This is a genomic window from Collimonas arenae, assembly GCF_000786695.1.
In the GTDB taxonomy this organism is placed as follows: Bacteria; Pseudomonadota; Gammaproteobacteria; order Burkholderiales; family Burkholderiaceae_D; genus Collimonas; species Collimonas arenae_A.
The window spans coordinates 2,834,550-2,859,035 of record NZ_CP009962.1 but is presented as its reverse complement, the minus strand read 5'-3'; the positions used below and the strand labels follow the sequence as shown (position 1 = coordinate 2,859,035).

The 24,486-nt window shown below is 55.4% G+C and carries 5 protein-coding genes and 4 pseudogenes; 1 reads left to right on the top strand and 8 read right to left on the bottom strand.

Going from position 1 to position 24,486, the window contains the following annotated elements:
- Window positions 1–178: 178 nt before the first annotated feature.
- From LT85_RS12590 to LT85_RS12575, 5 genes and pseudogenes are all read right to left on the bottom strand, one after another.
- Window positions 179–3,229 carry a glycoside hydrolase family 78 protein gene (locus tag LT85_RS12590; protein ID WP_216595010.1) on the bottom strand — a complete coding sequence of 1,017 codons (3,051 nt, stop codon included), beginning with the start codon at window positions 3,227–3,229 and terminating at the stop codon, window positions 179–181.
- Window positions 3,230–3,630: 401 nt separating this feature from the next.
- The gene (locus LT85_RS12585) at window positions 3,631–4,443 is read right to left on the bottom strand and encodes an OmpA family protein (RefSeq protein WP_038489202.1); all 813 of its coding nucleotides are present in this window, start codon (window positions 4,441–4,443) and stop codon (window positions 3,631–3,633) included.
- Window positions 4,444–4,528: 85 nt separating this feature from the next.
- Window positions 4,529–11,530 (bottom strand): YadA-like family protein, encoded by a 7,002-nt coding sequence (locus LT85_RS26570; protein ID WP_052135129.1) that lies wholly within the window; start codon window positions 11,528–11,530, stop codon window positions 4,529–4,531.
- A 753-nt stretch (window positions 11,531–12,283) separates the two neighbouring features.
- Window positions 12,284–12,364: pseudogene (locus LT85_RS27540) on the bottom strand (ESPR domain-containing protein); the annotation flags it as partial.
- A gap of 97 nt (window positions 12,365–12,461) precedes the next feature.
- A pseudogene (locus tag LT85_RS12575) lies at window positions 12,462–12,757 on the bottom strand (DUF4019 domain-containing protein).
- 781 nt (window positions 12,758–13,538) lie between these two features.
- On the opposite strand from LT85_RS12575, the pseudogene LT85_RS12570 reads away from it, so the two are divergent.
- Window positions 13,539–13,872 (top strand): annotated as a pseudogene (locus tag LT85_RS12570) (transposase); the annotation flags it as partial.
- A 427-nt stretch (window positions 13,873–14,299) separates the two neighbouring features.
- Here LT85_RS12570 and LT85_RS12565 read toward each other — a convergent pair.
- The 3 genes and pseudogenes from LT85_RS12565 to LT85_RS27675 form a co-directional block, all read right to left on the bottom strand.
- A complete protein-coding gene (locus LT85_RS12565; RefSeq protein ID WP_081992342.1) occupies window positions 14,300–15,118 on the bottom strand; it encodes an OmpA family protein in 819 nt (272 codons plus the stop codon).
- A gap of 79 nt (window positions 15,119–15,197) precedes the next feature.
- Entirely contained in the window at window positions 15,198–23,918 is an 8,721-nt protein-coding gene (locus LT85_RS12560) for a hypothetical protein (protein WP_052135127.1), read from the bottom strand.
- Between the two features lie 81 nt (window positions 23,919–23,999).
- Window positions 24,000–24,092: pseudogene (locus tag LT85_RS27675) on the bottom strand (ESPR domain-containing protein); the annotation flags it as partial.
- Window positions 24,093–24,486 lie beyond the last annotated feature (394 nt).

The window sequence follows — 24,486 nt, the reverse complement described above, 5'->3', positions numbered from 1 at the left end:
TAGTTGATCCCGCAACTACTAGTTTTCTGCCTAGGCCGGCATCTGTTCTGACACTTAGTAGATTTTTCAAAGCGTCCAGCAGTCGATGGATGTCATCACGATTCGCCATGAATAGACGGATCATTGCTCTGTGTGGCGTCGCTAAAACACGCTAACTGGCTTCCCTGCCCTTCCGGATTCAGCGCACTGAAAAATGATACTGTCCTGAGCCAGCCTGATAGACCGTATAACTGTCCTTCTCATAAAGGAATTGCGCACCATCCCCTTTGATCTTCCGCTTTTTCAGAGTAGGAACCCAGATTTCGGCATCAGTATTGACCGGGATGCTTGCGTCGAGACTTAAATGCTCCCCGTCTTCCATCCAACGAACTTCTATCGGGCCATACGGTGAGTCATATCGACTATTGGCATTACGCACCTTATCATCGGGACTAGGTCTGATGACGATCTTCTGAAAGCCTGGGCTACCAAGACGTATTCCTGCTATGTTTTGGTACATCCACTCACCGACGGACCCATATGCGTAGTGATTAAAGGAATTCATACTCTCGTCCTGAAACGCTCCGTCTGGCTTAATCGAGTCCCATCGCTCCCACATCGTTGTGGCACCTTTATCGATCTGGTAACCCCAAGAAGGAAAGCTGGTCTGTAGAAGCAGTCGATAGGCGACATCCGTATAACCGTTTTCCGAAAGCGCAAACAGCAGCTGCGGCGTGCCAAGGAATCCAGTGGCTAAGTGCCAGTCTTTGTTTTTTATCAGGTCGACTAAGCGGTCGGCAGCTGACTTTCGCAATGAAGTTGGTAAAAGATCCATAGATAGAGCCAACACATAAGCAGTTTGGGTATCACTTACGAGTTTTCCGTCCGTAAGGACGAAGGAGCTATTAAACGTATTACGGATTTTTGCGAATAACTCTTCATAGGGAGCTGGATCCTTTCCCAGAATGCGTGCGGCCTTAGCAACAATTGCGGCACTATGGGCGAAAAATGCTGTGGCGATTAAGTCTTTAGGTGTTTCATCGTTGATATTAAGCCAGTCCCCATATCCAGTTTCAGGCCTCAGATAGTCGGTGCTGTTTTCTTTCAGATACAAAAGCCATTTCGTCATGGCATCAAAATTCTGTTCAAGTATTTGTAGATCCCCGTAGCGCTCATATAGGATCCACGGGACTGTTACACCAGCATCCCCCCAACCTGCTTCGGCTTCGCCTATGCCAAGCCCGTCCACATTTGGCGCTACATTCGCAAAGGCTCCTTTAGGTGACTGAGTATCCCGAAGATCGGTTAGCCATTTGCTGAGAAATCTTGCTGATTCCATATTGTAAGTTGCTGTCCCAGCAAAAGCAGCGATATCACCGGTCCATCCAAGTCGCTCATCGCGCGCCGGAGTATCCATCGGAGTCGATAGAAAATTACCGCGCTGGCTCCATGTGATGTTGCTTTGCAGTTGGTTCAACATCGGCACATTGGTTGTGAAGGACATGGTGAAGGGCGCGGCGGTATGCAATACGCGACCGATAATTTCTGGTTGAATATCAGAGCCCGTCACTTCGACATAACGGAAACCATGAAAAGTAAATGACGGCTCAAAAACCTCAACACCCATTCCTTTCAAAATATAAACATCAGTCGCTTTTGCTGTGCGAAGATTGGCAGTGTATAAGGTGCCGTCGCTATTTAGTACTTCTGCGTGGCGAATCGAAATCACTTGCCCCGCCTTTCCCGAAACGCGTAATTTCACAGTTCCGACCATATTTTGGCCCAGGTCAAAGATGTACATGCCAGGTTTTTTCTCGGTGATTGCCACCGGCTTAAGTTCGCGCTCAATACGGACGGGGGGATCGACCTGGGCAACTAGCCGAGTCCTCACGTCCTGCTTGACCGCAACAACCTTCCATTCGGTATCATCGAAATTTGGTAAACTCCATCCGGGAGTTTCGTTGCGAGCATCGTAGTGCTCTCCCATAATGAGGTCAGAATAAACGATTGGTCCTATCTTGCTCTTCCAGCTATTGTCGGTAACTATCCGTTCAATGCTGCCATCTGAATAGCTCAATTCCAATTGGCTTAAAAGATATGGCATGGGTCCATATTGACCAGGGCCAAACGATCCAATGTTTCCTGCGTACCAGCCTGGTGCGAGAGTGACGCCGATAGCGTTTTCCCCGGGGTGAACAAAATCAGTGACATCATAGGTTTGGTACTGGACGCGCTTGTTATAATTGGTCCACCCGGGCGCAAGGAAGTCGATTCCTACCCGATGCCCATTGATCTCCGCCTGATACAATCCAAGCGCAGTCACATATAATCTGGCAGCCTTGATTTCTTTAGTTGCCAAGAATTCCTTACGCAACTGCGGGCTAATATCTTCTTTGGTTTGCGAGGCCGTGACATCCCAACGGATCTTGCGATTTCCTGCGGTTGGTTTGCCATCAGCATAGGCTTTACCATAGCTATAGCCCCCTCTATCGTAACTCCACCACCCAATCTGGCCAGTAGGATCAGACTCCTCAAGATAATACTTGCCAGGCAAAGCAGGCTTGTCAAGTTTGAGTGTCGCCCATGCGTTGTCAGGGTGATTGTCAAAGCGCTGACTTGCTATCAAATGACCATCCGGCCCTCCCAAATACAATGAAAGAGTCATACCGGAATTCGTTGTGACAAATGTAGGGATGAGCGCAGCAGCCGAAGTAAACGGTTTGTCTGAGATGAAGCTTTGCCCCTGCGTCCGGCCTTGCGTGAGTAGCGCAGGTACGTTGTATTTGCTCAGCTCGGTGGGAAGTGCTAGAGGGCGATCAAGTCCGATCCATTGAGCATGCCAATCCTGCTCCGACAATAATCCCATTTCCCACCATGACGGTTTGCTCCACGCAGAAGTATGTCCGTGAGAATCCCACACCCGAACAGTCCAATAATATCTAGTCCGTGATAGTAACGGGGGCCCGCCATACGGCACTAATACCGACTGATCCGTATCAACTTTTCCGCTATCCCAAATGTCTGGCCGTGCAAGTAATGGCAAACTCGACGCCACTTTTACTTGATAGGCACTCTGCTTTTGATTACGTTCATCGGAGCCGAGAATCCAACTCAGTCTTGGTCTCGGATTGTCAATGCCAAGGGGATTAGAGCTATATTCGACTGATGTACTCGTGATCAAAACGCCTTCTTCTTCGGGAAGGTTGATTGCTAGGCAAAGCGAATGCACGGCCAAAGCAACGATGGCCACGATCAAATTTTTTATTTTCATATATACAGAATTTGGAGCAAATCTGTAGCGAATATAAGCGGCAGTTATGCTGCCATTTATGACACAGACTTATATGATAGATGTTCAATAATGCAGGTGATCCATACGGCGGAGCTCCCTCGGGCAATACAGTTTACCTCTTCTGGTGGAGGTATTGTAACAAGATATATCAAATTCGAAGCAGCCACTGCAATGAAAAATTTCTATACCACGAAAAATCACGAGGCCACAGATTAGGTTGGTAGTGGTACCCCATTCCATCTGGAAAGACGGTTCGTAAAGTTATATCGGTTAGTCACTACAGTCATTAGCGGTGTACCGCGTGCCTTTGATAAGATTCAGATTCTCCAAGGTCACACAAACAGACTCTGCTCCCCTGCTTAACGCTTTTCGCCAGAAACATCTATCGTGACGCGACGATCTGGTTGCAGGCAATTGATGACCGCTGCCGTTCTCCCTGTCTCGCATTGCGTAATCGGCTGGCTGGCGCCCAGGCCTTGGACACTGAATGCACCGGGTTCAATTCCCTGTCCCACCAGATAATCGCGCACGGTGGCGGCGCGCGCCAGCGAAAGCGTCTGGTTCGATTCTGGCGAACCGATACGGTCTGCATAGCCGGTCACCACTATCTTGCTTAAACTCACATAGCGAGATTTGATTTTGGCAGCCAGATCACCCAAGGCGGTCCGACCGGACGGCAATATGGTGTCCAGGCTGGATTTTGCGAACGGAAACAAGGTGTCTACGGAGAGAGCAAATTTTTCCTGACCCGCGGCGAGGGCTACCGGTGCAGCGACGGCTTCGGGTGCAGCTGGCTGTTTCAAGAAATCCGCGCAAGCCGGGTCTTTCCAGTACGTGGCCTTCACCAGCTTGTGGTCATCGAATTGCACCTGGTATTGGCATCTGACAAATTCATAGCCTTTTCCGGTACGGAAGTTAAAAATATAGTTCCATTGACGGACTCCAAATACGCCTTCGCTAAAATGCGGTTCCTGCAACAAGGCATACATCTGGTTCTTGCTTAATCCAGGGATAACCTGGCGCAGATTGTCAATGTTGACGAATGTGCCTTCTTTCAGTGACGCGCTGTCAGCATCCGGGAATTTCACCGTGCCGTCGTCTGCTGCAAGCGCATTGATGCTCGCAAATGCCAGGCACATGCCGCCTAGCAGGCCTATTATTTTGTTGTTCATTTTATTCCCTTCAATGGCTCTATGTTTGCAGCAGAGTGGCTCCCACCACCCTGCTGCGTGAAGTGTCAACCGCAAAAACAGATGGCTACCATTGATAGCCCGCAGAGACAACGCCGCCCGTCTGCCCCGCACTGCTGCTGGTGATCGCCGCCTTGTATACCCATTTGTTATTTTCAGAGATCGTAGATAACCCCAGGGCAAGTCCGGTCTGCCCTTGCCAGCGGCTGCCGGCCACAGCCACCATGCTCTTTCCAGGACCGGTCGGCTGCGGCAAGCCTCCTGCAGCCATCGCCGCCGCAATGCCGCCCGTGGCAGTTCGGTTGTTCTGATCGATTTGGCTCTGCAGTTGATTAACTTGCTGATTCGTGTACAGATTAGCTTGCGTCACAGCGCCTGCGACGCTTGAGTTCAACTGTCCGACATTGATAGCATCAGTTGCATTAACCCCCGCTGCGACATTCGTGATAGTGCGTTCATTGCCAGCGGAACCGACTGAGACGCTATTTGCCTGGTTGGCCACCGAATTGGCGCCTAACGCCACCGAATTGTTCGCCGTTGCCTGAGTCCCGGCCCCAACCGCAGTAGCGTTGGGGGCTGTGGCAGAGGCCCCTGCACCGGTAGCCGTTGTGGCTGCAGCATTCGCCACAGCGCCCTGACCAGTGGCAGTCGAGTTCTGGCCGGTAGCAACAGCATTGGTACCTACCGCAAGCGAATTGCTGCCTGCGGCTCCCACGTTGCCGACAAAGCTGCTACCTTCGCTGGATGTCACCGGCGCCTTGCCGCCTGCGTTGTTGATTGTCGTCGACAGACCTCCCAGAGTACTGTTAGTGGTGCTGAGTCCGGTGGACAAATTCGAGATGTTGGTGATCGCGGTATTCAGTTCGCTGGCTACCGAATATAACTGGCTACCATTCACTGCGTCGGTGCTGGTTGCCGTGATCTGGCCTGCCGCCACGTTCGTCACCTGGCGCGCCGCGCCGGCAGAACCGACGCTGACCACGCCGACTGGCGTACTACCAGCGAAGGTGCCGAAGGTAGTCATCCCCACTGTCACGGAACTCACGGCGACCGCCGCTGCCGTCGTCGCATTGGCGCCCAGCGCCACCGAATTGGCGATGCTGGAAACTGCGTTGGGGCCGATCGCCACGCTATTGGCGCCAACCGCAATGCTGTCCGGATCGGTGGAGTTGGCATGGAAATATTTGATGCCTCCACCGTTATTGATATTGTTGATAGTATTGCCAATGTTGTCCACCGCAGTGTTGGTCGCGCTCAACTGTGAACCGTTGACGGCATCGGTGCTTGTGGCGCTGAGCCGGCCGGCAGCAACATTCGTGATGGTACGTTCGTTGCCTACGCTGCCTACGCTGACCGTTGACGTCGGTGTGGCGCCGGCAAAGTTGTAGGTGGTGCCATTGATTACCGCACTTGGCGCCGCTATCGCTGCTGCCGTGACCGAACCCGAACCCAGCGCCACATCGCCAGCATTGTTAGCCGTTGCCGTATCGCCGAAGGCTAATCCACCGGCAGCTTTTGCCATTGAGTTGTTACCCAATGCGACAGCGCCCTGTCCGACCGCACTGCTGCTGTTCCCCAGCGCAATCGCGCCCTGACCGGTGGCCGTGTTATTCGCGCCCATCGCCACTGCCCCTGTTCCCGTCGCTATGTTCGGATCACCAATCGCTACCGCGCCGTTGCCGCTGGCGGTATTGCCGACGCCGATCGATACAGCCTGACCGCCAGTCGCCGTCGCGCTTTGGCCGATGGCGATTGCACCGGTTGAATTTGCGATTGCACCGGTTCCCTGAGCAATAGAATTGCTACCTGTCGCCTGTGCACCCACTCCCAGTGCAACCGTATTCACATTGCCAGCCGTCGCATTCTGACCAACCGCGATTGCACCGTTCGCGCTGGCGGTAGAACCATCGCCCATCGCTACCGCACTCGCACCCGCCGCCGTCGCATTCGTGCCTGCAGCCAGCGCGTTGACGCCCGTCGCACCGTCATTGTTATAGTTGCCTTGTTGCGTGCCGTTGTCGTTCACACTGTAATAGTGTGTCTTTGCGGCATTGATTGCCGTGGAAGTCGAAGTCGACAACGCCGCCACATTGCTATTGGTCGTACTCAAGCCCGTCGATAACGACGTAATGCCAGTCGATAGCGATGTGACGTTGCTATTGGTCGTGCTCAACCCTGTCGACAAGGACGAAACATTGCTGTTCGTCGTGCTCAGGCCCGTTGAGGTTGAGGTCGACAAACTATTGATCGCCGTATTCGTGGCAAACAACTGCGAGCCGTTGATCGCATCCGTACTCGTCGCCGTTACCTGGCCCGCCGCCACGTTGGTCACCTGGCGCTCAGAACCTGGCGCACCGACGCTCACCACGCTCGCCGGGGTCGTGCCTGCATAGTTGTACGTTACGCCACCAATCGCCCCCGTAGCCGTCGGATTTGCCGCAGCTGTCACCGAGCCGGAACCCAGTGCAACCGCATTCGCATTGCTCGCCGTCGCGTTCTGACCCACCGCGACTGCACCGCTCGCGCTGGCAGTCGAACCGTCACCCACCGCTACCGCGCTGGCGCCTGCTGCCGTCGCATTCGTGCCTGCAGCCAGCGCGTTGACGCCCGTCGCACCGTCATTGTTATAGTTGCCTTGCTGCGTACCGTTGTCGTTCACACTGTAATAGTGTGTCTTTGCGGCATTGATCGCTGTGGAGGTCGAGGTCGACAACGACGCCACATTGCTATTGGTCGTGCTCAGGCCCGTCGATAGCGACGTAATGCCAGTCGATAGCGACGTGACGTTGCTATTGGTCGTGCTCAAGCCTGTTGATGTCGAAGTCGACAAACTATTGATGGCCGTATTCGTGGCAAACAGCTGCGAGCCGTTGATCGCATCCGTACTTGTGGCCGTTACCTGACCTGCTGCCACGTTAGTCACCTGGCGCTCAGAACCCGGTGCACCCACGCTCACCACGCTCGCTGGGGTCGTGCCTGCATAGTTGTACGTCACGCCACCAATCGTCCCTGTCGCCGTCGGATTTGCCGCAGCGGTCACCGAGCCGGAACCAAGTGCAACCGCATTCACATTGCCGGCCGTCGCATTCTGACCAACCGCGACCGCTCCGCTCGCGCTGGCCGTTGAGCTGTCGCCCACCGCTACCGCGCTGGCGCCCGCCGCCGTCGCATTCGTGCCTGCAGCCAGTGCGTTGACACCCGTCGCGCCGTCGTTGTTGTAGTTGCCCTGCTGCGTACCGTTATCATTCACACTGTAATAGTGTGTCTTTGCGGCATTGATCGCTGTGGACGTCGAGGTCGACAACGACGCCACATTACTATTGGTCGTACTCAAGCCGGTCGATAGCGACGTAATGCCAGTCGATAGCGACGTAATGCCAGTCGATAGCGACGTGACGTTGCTATTGGTCGTGCTCAGGCCTGTCGACAGCGAGGCCACATTGCTGTTGGTCGTACTCAGACCCGTTGAGGTTGAGGTCGACAAACTATTGATCGCCGTATTCGTGGCAAACAGCTGCGAGCCGTTGATCGCATCCGTACTTGTGGCCGTTACCTGACCTGCTGCCACGTTAGTCACCTGGCGCTCAGAACCCGGTGCACCCACGCTCACCACGCTCGCTGGGGTCGTGCCTGCATAGTTGTACGTCACGCCACCAATCGTCCCTGTCGCCGTCGGATTTGCCGCAGCGGTCACCGAGCCGGAACCAAGTGCAACCGCATTCACATTGCCGGCCGTCGCATTCTGACCAACCGCGACCGCTCCGCTCGCGCTGGCCGTTGAGCTGTCGCCCACCGCTACCGCGCTGGCGCCCGCCGCCGTCGCATTCGTGCCTGCAGCCAGTGCGTTGACACCCGTCGCGCCGTCGTTGTTGTAGTTGCCCTGCTGCGTACCGTTATCATTCACACTGTAATAGTGTGTCTTTGCGGCATTGATCGCTGTGGACGTCGAGGTCGACAACGACGCCACATTACTATTGGTCGTACTCAAGCCGGTCGATAGCGACGTAATGCCAGTCGATAGCGACGTAATGCCAGTCGATAGCGACGTGACGTTGCTATTGGTCGTGCTCAGGCCTGTCGACAGCGAGGCCACATTGCTGTTGGTCGTACTCAGACCCGTTGAGGTTGAGGTCGACAAACTATTGATCGCCGTATTCGTGGCAAACAGCTGCGAGCCGTTGATCGCATCCGTACTTGTGGCCGTTACCTGACCTGCTGCCACGTTAGTCACCTGGCGCTCAGAACCCGGTGCACCCACGCTCACCACGCTCGCTGGGGTCGTGCCTGCATAGTTGTACGTCACGCCACCAATCGTCCCTGTCGCCGTCGGATTTGCCGCAGCGGTCACCGAGCCGGAACCAAGTGCAACCGCATTCACATTGCCGGCCGTCGCATTCTGACCAACCGCGACCGCTCCGCTCGCGCTGGCCGTTGAGCTGTCGCCCACCGCTACCGCGCTGGCGCCCGCCGCCGTCGCATTCGTGCCTGCAGCCAGTGCGTTGACACCCGTCGCGCCGTCGTTGTTGTAGTTGCCCTGCTGCGTACCGTTATCATTCACACTGTAATAGTGTGTCTTTGCGGCATTGATCGCTGTGGACGTCGAGGTCGACAACGACGCCACATTACTATTGGTCGTACTCAAGCCGGTCGATAGCGACGTAATGCCAGTCGATAGCGACGTAATGCCAGTCGATAGCGACGTGACGTTGCTATTGGTCGTGCTCAGGCCTGTCGACAGCGAGGCCACATTGCTGTTGGTCGTACTCAGACCCGTTGAGGTTGAGGTCGACAAACTATTGATCGCCGTATTCGTGGCAAACAGCTGCGAGCCGTTGATCGCATCCGTACTTGTGGCCGTTACCTGACCTGCTGCCACGTTAGTCACCTGGCGCTCAGAACCCGGTGCACCCACGCTCACCACGCTCGCTGGGGTCGTGCCTGCATAGTTGTACGTCACGCCACCAATCGTCCCTGTCGCCGTCGGATTTGCCGCAGCGGTCACCGAGCCGGAACCAAGTGCAACCGCATTCACATTGCCGGCCGTCGCATTCTGACCAACCGCGACCGCTCCGCTCGCGCTGGCCGTTGAGCTGTCGCCCACCGCTACCGCGCTGGCGCCCGCCGCCGTCGCATTCGTGCCTGCAGCCAGTGCGTTGACGCCCGTCGCGCCGTCGTTGTTGTAGTTGGCTTGCTGCGTACCGTTGTCGTTCACACTGTAATAGTGTGTCTTTGCGGCATTGATCGCTGTGGACGTCGAGGTCGACAACGCCGCCACATTGCTATTGGTCGTACTCAAGCCCGTCGATAGCGACGTAATGCCAGTCGATAGCGACGTGACGTTGCTATTGGTCGTGCTCAGGCCTGTTGATGTCGAAGTCGACAAACTATTGATGGCCGTATTCGTGGCAAACAACTGCGAGCCGTTGATCGCATCGGTGCTCGTCGCCGTCACCCGGCCCGCTGCCACGTTCGTTACCTGGCGCTCGGAGCCCGGCGCACCGACGCTCACCACGCTCGCCGGCGTCGTACCGGCGTAGTTGTACGTTACGCCGCCAATTGCCCCCGTAGCCGTCGGATTTGCCGCAGCTGTCACCGAGCCGGAACCCAGTGCAACCGCATTCGCATTGCTCGCCGTCGCGTTCTGACCAACCGCGATTGCACCGCTCGCGCTGGCGGTCGAACCGTCACCCATCGCTACCGCACTCGCACCCGCCGCCGTCGCATTCGTGCCTGCTGCCAGCGCGTTGACGCCCGTCGCACCGTCATTGTTATAGTTGCCTTGCTGCGTACCGTTGTCGTTCACACTGTAATAGTGTGTTTTTGCGGCACTAATCGCTGTGGAGGTCGAGGTCGACAACGAAGTTACGTTGCTGTTGGTGGTGCTCAGGCCGGTCGACAGCGAAATGATACCGGTCGAGGTGGAAGTCGACAGTAAAGCGACGTTACTATTTGTCGTACTCAAGCCCGTCGACAGCGACGTGACGTTGCTATTGGTCGTGCTCAAGCCTGTCGACAGCGAGGCCACATTGCTGTTGGTCGTACTCAGGCCCGTTGAGGTTGAGGTTGACAGGCTATTGATGGCCGTATTCGTGGCAAACAGTTGCGAACCGTTGATTGCATCTGTGCTTGTCGCCGTCACCTGACCTGCTGCCACGTTCGTCACCTGACGCTCGGAGCCCGGCGCACCCACGCTCACAACACTCGCCGGCGTCGTGCCTGCGTAATTGTACGTCACACCGCCTACAGTCCCCGTCGCCGTCGGGTTCGGCGCCGCTGTAATCGAACCATTCCCCAGCGCCACGTCGTTCGCATTGTTTGCTGTCGCTCCCGAGCCCAACGCCACCCCGTTAGCACCCTTCGCCGCAGCGGTATCGCCCAACGCCAACCCACCAGCGACCGACGCCGTACTGTTGTTACCCAGCGCGACCGAACCCTGGCCGATTGCATTATTACCGCTACCTATTGCAACGGCGCCATTGGCAGCAGTAGCGCCACCTGTATCGCCAGCTGCAATGTTATTTGCCCCCATCGCTACAGCACCTGTACCATTCGATACATTCGGATCACCGATCGCCACAGCACCATTCCCCGTGGCCTTTTGACCGCGGCCGATTGCCACTGCACCGCCTGCAGCAGTGCTGGAATTGGCAGTCGTGCCGGAAGAACCTATCGCGACGTTTTGCCCAGTCGCGCCACTAACTGTGCCATCACCCTGCGCAATGCCGAATGCACCGTTTACTGTGGCGCCGCGCCCCACTGCTATGCCTGAAGTAGCAGCCGCGACAACAGATGACTGGCCGCCAACTGCAACTGCATTCTGCGCCGCTGCTACCGCACCTGCAGTAGCATTCGCGCCGATTGCCGTGGCGCCTGCGCCAGAGGCCGTGGCGCCATTCCCCGCAGCAAGGCTGGCAGCCGCACTCGCGTTCGCGTTCATGCCAAGCGCGGTCGCATTGGCGCCAGAAGCATTAGCGAGTCCGCCCACCGCAGTTGTTCCGCTAGCCAATGCATTAGCATTATCGCCATATGCTGTCGCTGACGCGCCATTCGCGTGCGCAGCCGAACCCATTGCCGTCGCAGCACCTGGGGCCACAGCCAAATCGAGTGGATTAATGCCTGCAAAATTACCAACATTTGACGGGTTACTTTTCTGAAATATGTAATTACTTCCAGCTCCTTGTGCGCTCGCTGCAGCACCGAATGCTTGGTCTTGGCTATTAGACGCAGTGGAATTCGTGCCAATACTCGTCGCTTCAAATGCCAGCGCCCTCGCTGCTGGCCCAAGCGCGACAGAAAATGCACCGTTAGCTAAAGGTTTGACACCGTTAGCCACCGCTCCAATCGCTACGGCGTCCTGATTATTTGCATTGGCCCCGTTCCCGATGGCAATACCACTGAGGGCATTCGCCGTCGCGTTCAATCCCATTTGTAGCCATTGCGCACCACCAACAATAAAGCCACCTGGCGCATTCATTCTGATCAAGCCAGTAGCACCGTTCGTTCCCATATTGCCAAGACTGATGAAGGCGGCACCATCAGATGCATTACCTTCCGCGAGAATCAGACCAGAACTCCCATTACATTGATCTTCAAAGCCATTGCTTACAACTGCTGCCCCCCACGCAGCTGAATTATTTGCTGATCCGACATAATTACCGGCCGATGTACAAGATATTACAGATCCGGCCCACGCAACATTGACCATACTTCCCATAAGGAAGATAGATGCAATACATCTAACAATCGGTTTCACAAGAAAATTTTGCCCTATCACGTCGGACAATCTAGTCGCCTGGAACCTACAGATATTAGTCTTTCCTTTTCCTTTGCTCTTCGCCAACTCGCCAACCACACAATAGTCACCAGTGACTTTGCTCCAGATAATTCGATAAACTTTATTCATGATTGGCTCCTGGCCAGAAATATTAATAAAAATACAATTTTGTAGCCAGTCGCATGATCGCCACAGTGCTACACAAAAACAAACAGAGACGGATAATTTATTTTTTGGCTGGTGCGGCTATCACGCCGGACTGATAGCCCACTGGGGTCCAGTGCTCGCTCGACCAAACAAGCGACACCTTTTCCCACGCCGGTGCATTGACATAGCCGGACAAGAAAGCGACGCTGGCCAATTCGCCTTGAGGCAAGCTAGGGTTGTCGATCTGATGCCCCATCGCTTGCCAAGTGCGCAGCTCGGGCGGCGGTCCTAGCCGGCTGCGCATGTTTCGATATATTTGATCCAGGCATTTTGTTCCGACTGCCGTTTCATCAGCGCGCCGCTTTGTTCCCACATTTTTCCGACCTGATTTTTGTCGGCCAAAGTAAGCCATTGTCGAGCCACTTCGATAGCGTTATCGGCGGATACCGTTTGCACTGATGTGCGGCCTAAAACATGATGCCGAATACAAATAAAAAAGTGAGTGCAACACCACGACTGACAAGCACAGATGGAAATAAATTGGGTCTTACGATAGACCATTGTTTCTCGAGAAAAACGTTCATTTTGATTACCTTGCTTTTTGAATGATTGCCGCATGGAATGATTTGAAATGAGCAATCAAACCATTGCATCGAAAATCGCCGCTGACTTTTACATATGAGAAAGTTAATCTAATAATGTAAAAATAATCAGATGGGTGAGAATATATATGATAATTTTTTAACATGTACATCGCTCAACAGTGATTAACTAAATCATCAAGAAGTCGTAAGCATTTGTTGTTTTCGTGAGCATTTGTTCATTTGTTGTTTTTAAATGAAAAGAAAATACATTTAGTGGCGCTATATGTTGACCACACATCGAAGGAAACGGGTTTCCTGGCGGAAATTACACGCACTTCGCAAGAGATAAAGGCAGATGGGGCAGATCGCTCGATGAGGAAGAAAGAAATTGCTTTTCGTCGATGCAAAGTCACTGAAAGTTGGCAACGATCAATTGACGAAAATCATTGATCGCTGAACTCCGTTTTCTCAAAAATCAGGCAGGTCACATGCTCTCAATGAGAGCGTGTTGACCTTCCCCCTTCTAAGTATCCCAATGTAAAGTTAGTGACTGAGCTGATGGAGAGCGAGTCATGAAGAAATCGAGATTTACGGAAGAGCAGATCATTGGAATCTTGAAGGAATCCGATGCGGGCATGAAGGTGGCTGATTTGTGCCGCAAGCATGGTATTTCAGACGCGACGTTTTACAACTGGCGCAGTCGATTTGGCGGCATGGAGGTTTCGGAAGCCCGGCTACTCAAGGCGCTTGAAGAAGAGAATCTGAAGCTCAAACGTTTGGTCGCTGATCAGGCCTTGGACATTCTCGTGCTGAAAGATGTTTTGCAAAAAAATAATATCGCCCGTGCAGCGTAAAGAAATCGTAGAGCGGGTCATTACGCAATACGATTTGTCTGAGCGGCGGGCCTTTATCGAGCACCGCAATTTTCATAGATTTCTCGATACCAGCAAGCAAAAAGCACACAAGCGCTGTTGCTTATCAAAATTATTTATTTATTCTTGTTTTGAGTTGCTGATGCAGTTTCAATTTACGTTGCTACGTACCCTACAGGAACCCATTGTCCTGAAATTAGTAAAAGCGATTTTTTCTATAGCCACTCCCCAGGTGGCAAATCGGTCAGGCATCGTAATGCGTACCAGTTGGACCCATTGTCGACCGTTGATTATTTCCATTTCCTTCCGTACTGTTGCAGTTAATTTTTTAAGAAAGAAAATTAAGTCATTGTTCTCTTTCAAGAATGGAGAAATGTGGGGATTAACATCAATTCTTTCATGTGACAATCGCATAAATTGTGGTTGAAAAAACGTTGTGACATCAATGAGACTCTCTTCACTTACGTCTCTCCCACGACTTCAATCTCAACCCGTCTATTAGGTTGCAAGCATTGCACGAGTTGCGGCGTAATTTGCTGACCTGGACATTGAATTACCGGCTGCGATGCTCCGGCGCCGTACGCCCGTATCAATTTATCGTCCAGTCCTTGTTGCGCCAAATATTTACGAATCGTCTCTGCCCGTGCCTTTGAGAGCGTAAAGTTGGCTGTCTCGGTACCAATCCGATCCGTGTGTCCTGTTACAACTATATAACTCAAATTAACGTTTTCCTGTTTAATTTTAGCAACCATGCCATCGATTTTTTCGCGCCCTTGGGTAGTCAAATCATTGAGGTCATATTTCCCAAATGCAAATAACCCATCCGACGAAAGCGTGACACGCTGATGGTATGACTTATCAACAGTGGGAACTACGGTTACGGCGGCGGCTGAGCTAATGTAGTTATTACAGTCAGGGTTTTTCCAGCGCGTAGACGTGACACGATCGTCCGAATCGTAGTTAACTCTGAATTGACAAGTCACATATTCATTGTCTTTCCCAGAATAGAAATTGAACGCATAGTTCCAGACATGTACTGCAAAAAGTCCTTCGCTAAAATGAGGGTTGCCAATTTCCAAGCGCACCTGATCCTTGCTTAAGCCAGGCCTGATGCGCTTGACGTGATCCGGGCTCACAAAATCTCCAGTCTTCAAATATGAACTTTCCAGTGATGGGAAATTCGATTCATCAGCGTCATCAGCGATCGCGGTAAAACACGTGATAGAGAGTGCGAGCACACACACAAATCGCCAAATAGTATTAATTGAGAGAGGCATCATCACTCCTTGGTAAATTGATCAGATTGATCAGAAAGCAGATAAGACGCACTTGTGCGCCTATCCCCATATGTATTTTTACTCAATGAAGCACTCCTGAGATACCGACTCGTGCTGCTACACCACCATAAGTTGTGCCAGAAATTCCGCCCGAGATGCTCCATTGAGCATTGTCTGAGGTTCTACGCAACGATATACCGAGTGCACTTTGGTTTTGGTAGTAACCGACACCTGCGGCGTACGTCCATTTTCCCGGTACATATGGCGCACTTTCCAACGACATTGCCGCGGCTACACCGGCATAAGCCTTCTTAGCGACATCGTTAATGTTGTTCTGCAATTGCATTGCAATTCCATTGGTGTATTGGTTGGCTTGCGTTACCGCATCACCTAGGCCAGAGGTCAACTGTGACACATTGACGCCGTCGGTAGGGCTCACACCAGCGGCAACGTTCGTGATGGTGCGTTCATTGCCGGCGGAGCCGACTGAGACGCTATTTGCCTGGTTGGCCACCGAATTGGCGCCTAACGCCACCGAATTGTTCGCCGTCGCCTGGGTCCCGGCCCCAACCGCAGTAGCGTTGGCGGCTGTGGCAGACGCCCCTGCACCATTCGCCGTTGTGGCTGCAGCATTCGCCATAGCGCCCTGACCAGTGGCAGTCGAGTTCTGGCCGGTAGCCGTGGCATTGGTACCTACCGCAAGCGAATTGCTACCTGCCGCTCCCACGCCGCCGACAAACTTGCTGCCTTCGCTGGATGTCACCGGCGCATTGCCGCCGGCATTGTTGATTGTCGTCGACAGGCCTCCCAGAGTACTGTTAGTGGTGCTGAGTCCGGTGGACAAATTCGAGATGTTGGTGATCGCGGTATTCAGTTCGCTGGCCACCGAATATAACTGGCTGCCATTCACTGCGTCGGTGCTGGTTGCCGTGATCTGACCTGCCGCCACGTTCGTCACCTGGCGCGCCGCGCCGGCAGAACCGACGCTGACCACGCCGACTGGCGTACTACCAGCGAAGGTGCCGAAGGTAGTCATCCCCACTGTCACGGAACTCACGGCGACCGCCGCTGCCGTCGTCGCGTTGGCGCCCAGCGCCACCGAATTGGCGATGCTGGAAACTGCGTTGGGGCCGATCGCCACGCTATTGGCGCCAACCGCAATGCTGTCCGGATCGGTGGAGTTGGCATGGAAATATTTGATGCCTCCACCGTTACTGATATTGTTGACAGTATTGCTAATGTTGTTCACGGCGGTGTTGGTCGCGCTCAACTGCGAACCGTTGACGGCATCGGTACTTGTGGCGCTGAGCCGGCCGGCTGCGACATTCGTGATGGTACGCTCGTTGCCTACGCTGCCTACGCTGACCGTTGACGTCGGTGTGGCGCCGGCAAAGTTGTAGGTGGTGCCGTTGATTACCGCACTTGGTGTCCCTACCGCTGCTGCCGTGACCGAACCCGAACCCAGCGCCACATCGCCGGCATTGTTAGCCGTTGCCGTATCGCCGAAGGCCAGTGCACCGGCAGCGTTTGCCATTGAGTTGTTACCCAATGCGACAGCGCCCTGCCCGACCGCACTGCTGCTGTTCCCAAGAGCAATTGCGCCCTGACCGGTGGCCGTGTTATTCGCGCCCATCGCCACTGCCCCTGTTCCCGTCGCTGTGTTCGGATCACCAATCGCTACCGCGCCGTTGCCGCTGGCGGTATTGCCGACGCCGATCGATACAGCCTGACCGCCAGTCGCCGTCGCGCTTTGGCCGATGGCGATTGCACCGGTTGAATTTGCGATTGCACCGGTTCCCTGAGCAATAGAATTGCTACCTGTCGCCTGTGCACCCACTCCCAGTGCAACCGTATTCACATTGCCAGCCGTCGCATTCTGACCCACCGCGACCGCACCGTTCGCGCTGGCGGTAGAACCATCGCCCACCGCTACCGCGCTGGCGCCTGCTGCCGTGGCATTCGTACCTGCAGCCAGTGCGTTGACACCCGTCGCGCCGTCGTTGTTGTAGTTGCCCTGCTGCGTACCGTTATCATTCACACTGTAATAGTGTGTCTTTGCGGCATTGATCGCTGTGGACGTCGAGGTCGACAACGACGCCACATTACTATTGGTCGTACTCAAGCCGGTCGATAGCGACGTAATGCCAGTCGATAGCGACGTAATGCCAGTCGATAGCGACGTGACGTTGCTATTGGTCGTGCTCAGGCCTGTCGACAGCGAGGCCACATTGCTGTTGGTCGTACTCAGACCCGTTGAGGTTGAGGTCGACAAACTATTGATCGCCGTATTCGTGGCAAACAGCTGCGAGCCGTTGATCGCATCCGTACTTGTGGCCGTTACCTGACCTGCTGCCACGTTAGTCACCTGGCGCTCAGAACCCGGTGCACCCACGCTCACCACGCTCGCTGGGGTCGTGCCTGCATAGTTGTACGTCACGCCACCAATCGTCCCTGTCGCCGTCGGATTTGCCGCAGCGGTCACCGAGCCGGAACCAAGTGCAACCGCATTCACATTGCCGGCCGTCGCATTCTGACCAACCGCGACCGCTCCGCTCGCGCTGGCCGTTGAGCTGTCGCCCACCGCTACCGCGCTGGCGCCTGCCGCCGTCGCATTCGTGCCTGCAGCCAGTGCGTTGACGCCCGTCGCACCGTCATTGTTGTAGTTGCCCTGCTGTGTACCGTTGTCGTTCACACTGTAATAGTGTGTCTTTGCGGCATTGATTGCCGTGGAAGTCGAAGTCGACAACGACGTCACATTACTGTTGGTCGTGCTCAACCCTGTCGACAGTGATGCCACGTTGCTGTTCGTTGTGCTCAAACCTGTTGATGTCGAAGTCGACAGACTATTGATCGCCGTATTTGTGGCAAACAGCTGCGAGCCGTTAATTGCATCCGTGCTCGTGGCCGTCACCTGACCTGCTGCCACGTTGGTCACCTGGCGCTCAGAACCTGGCGCACCGACGCTCACCACGCTCGCCGGCGTCGTACCGGCGTAGTTGTACGTCACGCCGCCAATTGCCCCTGTCGCTGTCGGATTTGCCGCAGCGGTCACCGAGCCGGAACCCAGTGCGACCGCATTCACATTGCCGGCCGTCGCATTCTGACCAACCGCGACCGCTCCGTTCGCGCTGGCGGTCGAACCATCGCCCACCGCTACCGCGCTGGCGCCTGCCGCCGTCGCATTCGTGCCTGCAGCCAGTGCGTTGATGCCCGTTGCGCCGTCGTTGTTGTAGTTACCCTGCTGTGTACCGTTGTCGTTTACACTGTAATAGTGTGTCTTCGCGGCACTGATTGCCGTGGAAGTCGAAGTCGACAACGACGTCACATTGCTATTGGTCGTGCTCAAGCCCGTCGATAGCGACGTAATACCAGTCGACGCTGAGGTAGACAGTGATGTGACGTTGCTATTCGTTGTGCTCAGGCCTGTCGACAGCGAAGTGATACCGGTCGAGGCGGAAGTCGACAGTGATGCCACGTTGTTGTTAGTTGTACTCAAGCCCGTTGATGTCGAAGTCGACAGACTATTGATCGCCGTATTCGTGGCAAACAGCTGCGAGCCGTTGATTGCATCCGTGCTCGTCGCCGTTACCTGACCTGCTGCCACGTTGGTCACCTGGCGCTCGGAGCCTGGCGCACCCACGCTCACCACGCTTGCCGGCGTTGTGCCTGCATAGTTGTACGTCACGCCGCCAATCGTCCCCGTAGCCGTCGGATTTGCCACAGCGGTCACCGAGCCGGAACCCAGTGCAACCGCATTCGCATTGCTCGCCGTCGCGTTCTGACCAACAGCGACTGCACCATTCGCGCTGGCGGTCGAACCATCGCCCACCGCTACCGCGCTGGCGCCTGCCGCCGTCGCATTCGTGCCAGCAGCCAGTGCGTTGATGCCCGTCGCGCCGTCGTTGTTGTAGTTACCCTGCTGTGTACCGTTGTCGTTCACACTGTAATAGTGTGTCTTTGCGGCACTGATTGCCGTGGAAGTTGAAGTCGACAACGAAGTTACATTGCTATTGGTCGTGCTCAAGCCTGTTGATAGCGACGTAATACCAGTCGACGCTGAGGTAGACAGCGATGTGACGTTGCTATTCGTTGTGCTCAGGCCTGTCGACAGCGAAGTGATACCGGTCGAGGCGGAAGTCGACAGTGATGCCACGTTGCTGTTAGTTGTACTCAAGCCCGTTGATGTCGAAGTCGACAGACTATTGATCGCCGTATTCGTGGCAAACAACTGTGAGCCGTTGATCGCATCCGTGCTCGTGGCCGTTACCTGGCCTGCCGCCACGTTGGTCACCTGGCGTTCAGAACCTGGCGCACCGACGCTCACCACGCTCGCCGGGGTCGTGCCTGCATAGTTGTACGTCACGCCGCCAATCGCCCCTGTCGCGGTCGGATTTGCCGCAGCTGTCACCGAGCCGGAACCCAGTGCAACCGCATTCGCATTGCTCGCCGTCGCGTTCTGACCAACCGCGACCGCTCCGTTCGCGCTGGCGGTCGAACCGTCACCCATCGCTACCGCGCTGGCGCCAGCTGCCGTCGCATTCGTGCCCGCAGCCAGTGCATTGATGCCCGTCGCGCCGTCGTTGTTGTAGTTGCCCTGCTGTGTACCGTTGTCGTTCACACTGTAATAGCGCGTCTTCGCGGCACTGATTGCCGTGGAAGTCGAAGTCGACAACGACGTCACATTGCTATTAGTCGTGCTCAAGCCCGTCGATAGTGACGTAATGCCAGTCGACGTCGAAGTTGACAGCGAAGTCACGTTGCTATTTGTGGTACTCAAACCTGTCGAGGTCGAGGTCGACAGCGAAGTCACGTTGCTGTTGGTGGTGCTCAGGCCTGTCGATGTCGAAGTCGACAGACTATTGATCGCAGTATTCGTGGCAAACAACTGTGAGCCGTTGATTGCATCCGTGCTCGTGGCCGTTACCTGGCCCGCCGCCACGTTGGTCACCTGGCGCTCAGAACCTGGCGCACCGACACTCACAACGCTTGCTGGCGTTGTGCCTGCATAGTTGTACGTCACACCGCCAATCGTCCCTGTCGCCGTCGGATTCGACGCAGCTGTCACCGAGCCGGAACCCAGTGCAACCGCATTCGCATTGCTCGCCGTCGCGTTCTGACCAACAGCGACTGCACCATTCGCGCTGGCGGTTGAACCGTCACCCACCGCTACCGCGCTGGCGCCTGCTGCCGTCGCATTCGTGCCCGCAGCCAGCGCGTTGACGCCCGTCGCACCGTCATTGTTGTAGTTGCCCTGCTGTGTACCGTTGTCGTTCACACTGTAATAGTGCGTCTTCGCGGCACTGATTGCCGTGGAAGTCGAAGTCGACAACGACGTCACATTGCTATTGGTCGTGCTCAAGCCCGTCGATAGCGACGTAATACCAGTCGACGCTGAGGTAGACAGCGATGTGACGTTGCTATTCGTTGTGCTCAGGCCTGTCGACAACGAAGTGATACCGGTCGAGGCGGAAGTCGACAGTGATGCCACGTTGCTGTTAGTTGTACTCAAGCCCGTTGATGTCGAAGTCGACAGACTATTGATCGCCGTATTCGTGGCAAACAGCTGCGAGCCGTTGATCGCATCCGTACTCGTGGCAGTCACCTGACCTGCCGCCACGTTGGTCACCTGGCGCTCAGAACCCGGTGCACCGACACTCACCACACTCGCCGGCGTCGTGCCGGCGTAGTTGTATGTCACCCCGCCAATTGTCCCTGTCGCCGTCGGATTTGCCGCAGCGGTCACCGATCCGGAGCCCAGTGCAACCGCATTCGCATTGCTCGCCGTCGCATTCTGACCAACCGCGACCGCTCCGCTCGCGCTGGCCGTTGAGCTATCGCCCACCGCTACCGCGCTGGCGCCTGCCGCCGTCGCATTAGTACCTGCAGCCAGTGCGTTGACACCCGTCGCGCCGTCATTGTTGTAGTTGCCCTGCTGTGTACCGTTGTCGTTCACACTGTAATAGCGCGTCTTCGCGGCACTGATTGCCGTGGAAGTCGAAGTCGACAACGACGTCACATTGCTATTGGTCGTGCTCAAGCCCGTCGACAGCGAAGTGATACCGGTCGAGGCGGAAGTCGACAGTGATGCCACGTTGCTGTTAGTTGTACTCAAGCCCGTTGATGTCGAAGTCGACAACGATGCCACATTGCTGTTGGTGGTGCTCAGGCCTGTCGACAGCGAAGTGATACCGGTCGAGGCGGAAGTCGACAGTGATGCCACGTTGCTGTTAGTTGTACTCAAGCCCGTTGATGTCGAAGTCGACAGACTATTGATCGCAGTATTCGTGGCAAACAACTGTGAGCCGTTGATTGCATCCGTGCTCGTGGCCGTTACCTGGCCCGCCGCCACGTTGGTCACCTGGCGCTCAGAACCTGGCGCACCGACACTCACAACGCTTGCTGGCGTTGTGCCTGCATAGTTGTACGTCACACCGCCAATCGTCCCTGTAGCCGTCGGATTTGCCGCAGCTGTCACCGAGCTGGAACCCAATGCAACCGCATTCGCATTGCTCGCCGTCGCATTCTGACCAACCGCGACCGCTCCGTTCGCGCTGGCGGTCGAACCATCGCCCACCGCTACCGCGCTGGCGCCTGCCGCCGTTGCATTCGTGCCAGCAGCCAGTGCGTTGATACCCGTTGCGCCGGTGTTATTGTAATTTCCTTGTTGCGTACCATTGTCGTTCACGCTGTAATAGCGCGTCTTCGCGGCACTGATTGCAGTGGAGGTCGAGGTCGACAACGAAATGACATTGCTATTGGTCGTGCTCAAGCCCGTCGATAGCGACGTGATGCCAGTCGACGTCGAAGTTGACAGCGAAGTCACGTTGCTGTTGGTGGTGCTCAGGCCAGTCGAAGTTGAAGTCGACAGCGATGCCACGTTGCTATTCGTTGTGCTCAAACCTGTTGAGGTTGAGGTCGACAGCGAAGTCACGTTGCTGTTGGTGGTGCTCAGACCAGTCGAAGTTGAAGTCGACAGCGATGCCACGTTGCTATTCGTTGTGCTCAAACCTGTTGAGGTTGAGGTCGACAGCGAAGTCACGTTGCTGTTGGTGGTGCTCAGACCTGTTGAGGTCGAGGTCGACAGCGATGCCACGTTGCTGTTCGTTGTGCTCAGACCTGTCGAGGTCGAAGTTGACAACGAGGCCACATTGCTATTTGTCGTGCTCAGGCCCGTCGATGCAGAGGTTGACAGGCTATTGATGGCCGTATTCGTGGCAAACAGCTGCGAACCGTTGATTGCGTCCGTGCTCGTCGCCGTCACCCGGCCCGCTGCCACGTTCGTTACCTGGCGCTCGGAGCCCGGCGCACCCACGCTCACCACGCTCGTCGGCGTCGTACCCGCATAGTTGTACGTCACACCGCCTACAGTCCCCGTCGCCGTCGGGTTCGGCGCTGCTGTAATCGAACCATTCCCCAGCGCCACGTCGTTCGCATTGTTTGCTGTCGCCCCCGAGCCCAACGCCACCCCGTTAGCACCCTTCGCAGCAGCGGTATCGCCCAACGCCAACCCTCCAGCGACCGACGCCGTACTGTTGTTACCCAGCGCTACCGACCCCTGGCCGATTGCATTATTACCGCTACCTATTGCAACGGCGCCATTGGCAGCAGTAGCGCCACCCGTATCGCCAGCTGCAATGTTATTTGCCCCCATCGCCACAGCACCTGTACCATTCGATACATTCGGATCACCGATCGCCACCGCACCATTCCCCGTGGCCTTTTGACCGCGGCCGATTGCCACAGCACCGCCTGCAGCCGTGCCGGAATTGGAAGTCGTGCCGGAAGAGCCGATCGCGACGTTCTGGCCGGTCGCGCCGGTAACAATACCGTCCCCCTGTGCTATGCCAAAGGCGCCGTTGACTGTGGCGCCGCGCCCTATCGCAATGCCTGAAGTGTTTGCCGCGGCGACAGCTGACTGGCCGCCGATGGCGATCGAATTTGGCGCCGCGGCCGCTGCGCCTGCGGTCGCATTCGCGCCGATTGCCGTGGCACCTATACCGGAGGCAATGGTAGCGGCGGCGCCTGTGCCGCCCAATGCAGTCGCGTAATTCGCCGTAGCGCTGCTGTTAGTGCCTAAGGCTGTTGAACTGGTCCCTGTAGAACTAGCCCCGACGCCGATGACGATGGCGCCCGTTCCGGTGGCGGTCGTGCCGTTATTGCCTATGGCGATGGCATTGGTGGCGGTAGCGGTGGTCTGGCCGCCGATTGCAGTAGAGTCCTGGCCAGTAGCCCCCGCCTGCGTCCCGACCGCAAGACTATCGCCAGTGTTGGCGACAGGTGAAGAAGCAACGGCCCCTAACCCGATCGCGATGGCGCTGGCACCAGTGGTGGCGCTAGCTTGATATCCAATCGCGATATCGCTGGCCGCCGACGCATTGGCGTAGGCGCCGAGAGCCACCGAATTCGTGCCTGAGGCCGCAGCCCCCCTGCCGAAGGCGGAAGCATTGATGGCGCTAGCAATGGATAACGCCCCGACCGCGACGGAATCGGTGCCGCTAGCATTGGCTTGCGTACCGACCGCTGTCGCAACACTTCCTGCTATGCTCATAAAACCCAATGCCGTACCGTAGTCCGCGGTGACCTGAGTACCCGCACCGAACAAAGTTACGGCAAGATGATTATTTCCAGTGGCTCCGCAACCGGCAACCGTTGAGAAATAACCGTTGCCGTCAGTCTGATAATTCGTAGCCGCTAAGCCAGGCGCCGTAAAGGTCGTACCATCTGCACCTGTGTAGGTGGGGCCACAACCAGAGCCGGCGGAGTTGTAGATCGTACCGGCATATCCAGACATAGGCAGTGCCATGGCCAATGCAATTATCAGAGCTTTTAATTGGAATAATCCCCCTGTCAAGGTGCCGGGTGGAGAAAACATCGACGATTCCGCAGCACGGCCTTTTCCCCGTGTTTTCGCCAACTCACCTACTACACACAATTGACCTGTGGATTGACTCCATATAACTCTGAAAATTTTATTCATTTTGATCACCTTGCTTTTTGAAGGAATGCCGCATGTAATGGTTTCAACCGAGCAATGAAACCATTGCATCGAAAATCGTCACTGACTTTTACATACGAAAACATTAATCAATAAATGTAAAAATGATCAGATTGGTCGTAATGTATCTAATAATTTTTTATTTGTGACACAATTAAACAATGCTTAACTAAATCATCAGGAAGCCGTAAGCATTTGTTGTTTTTGAATGAAAAGAAGATACATTTCGTGGCGCTATATGTTGGCCACACATCGAAGGAAGCGGGTTTCCGGGCGGAAATTGCACGCACTTCGCAAGAGATAAAGGCAGATCGGGCAGATCGCTCGATGAGGAAGAAAGAAATTGCTTTTCGTCGATGCAAAGCCACTGAATATT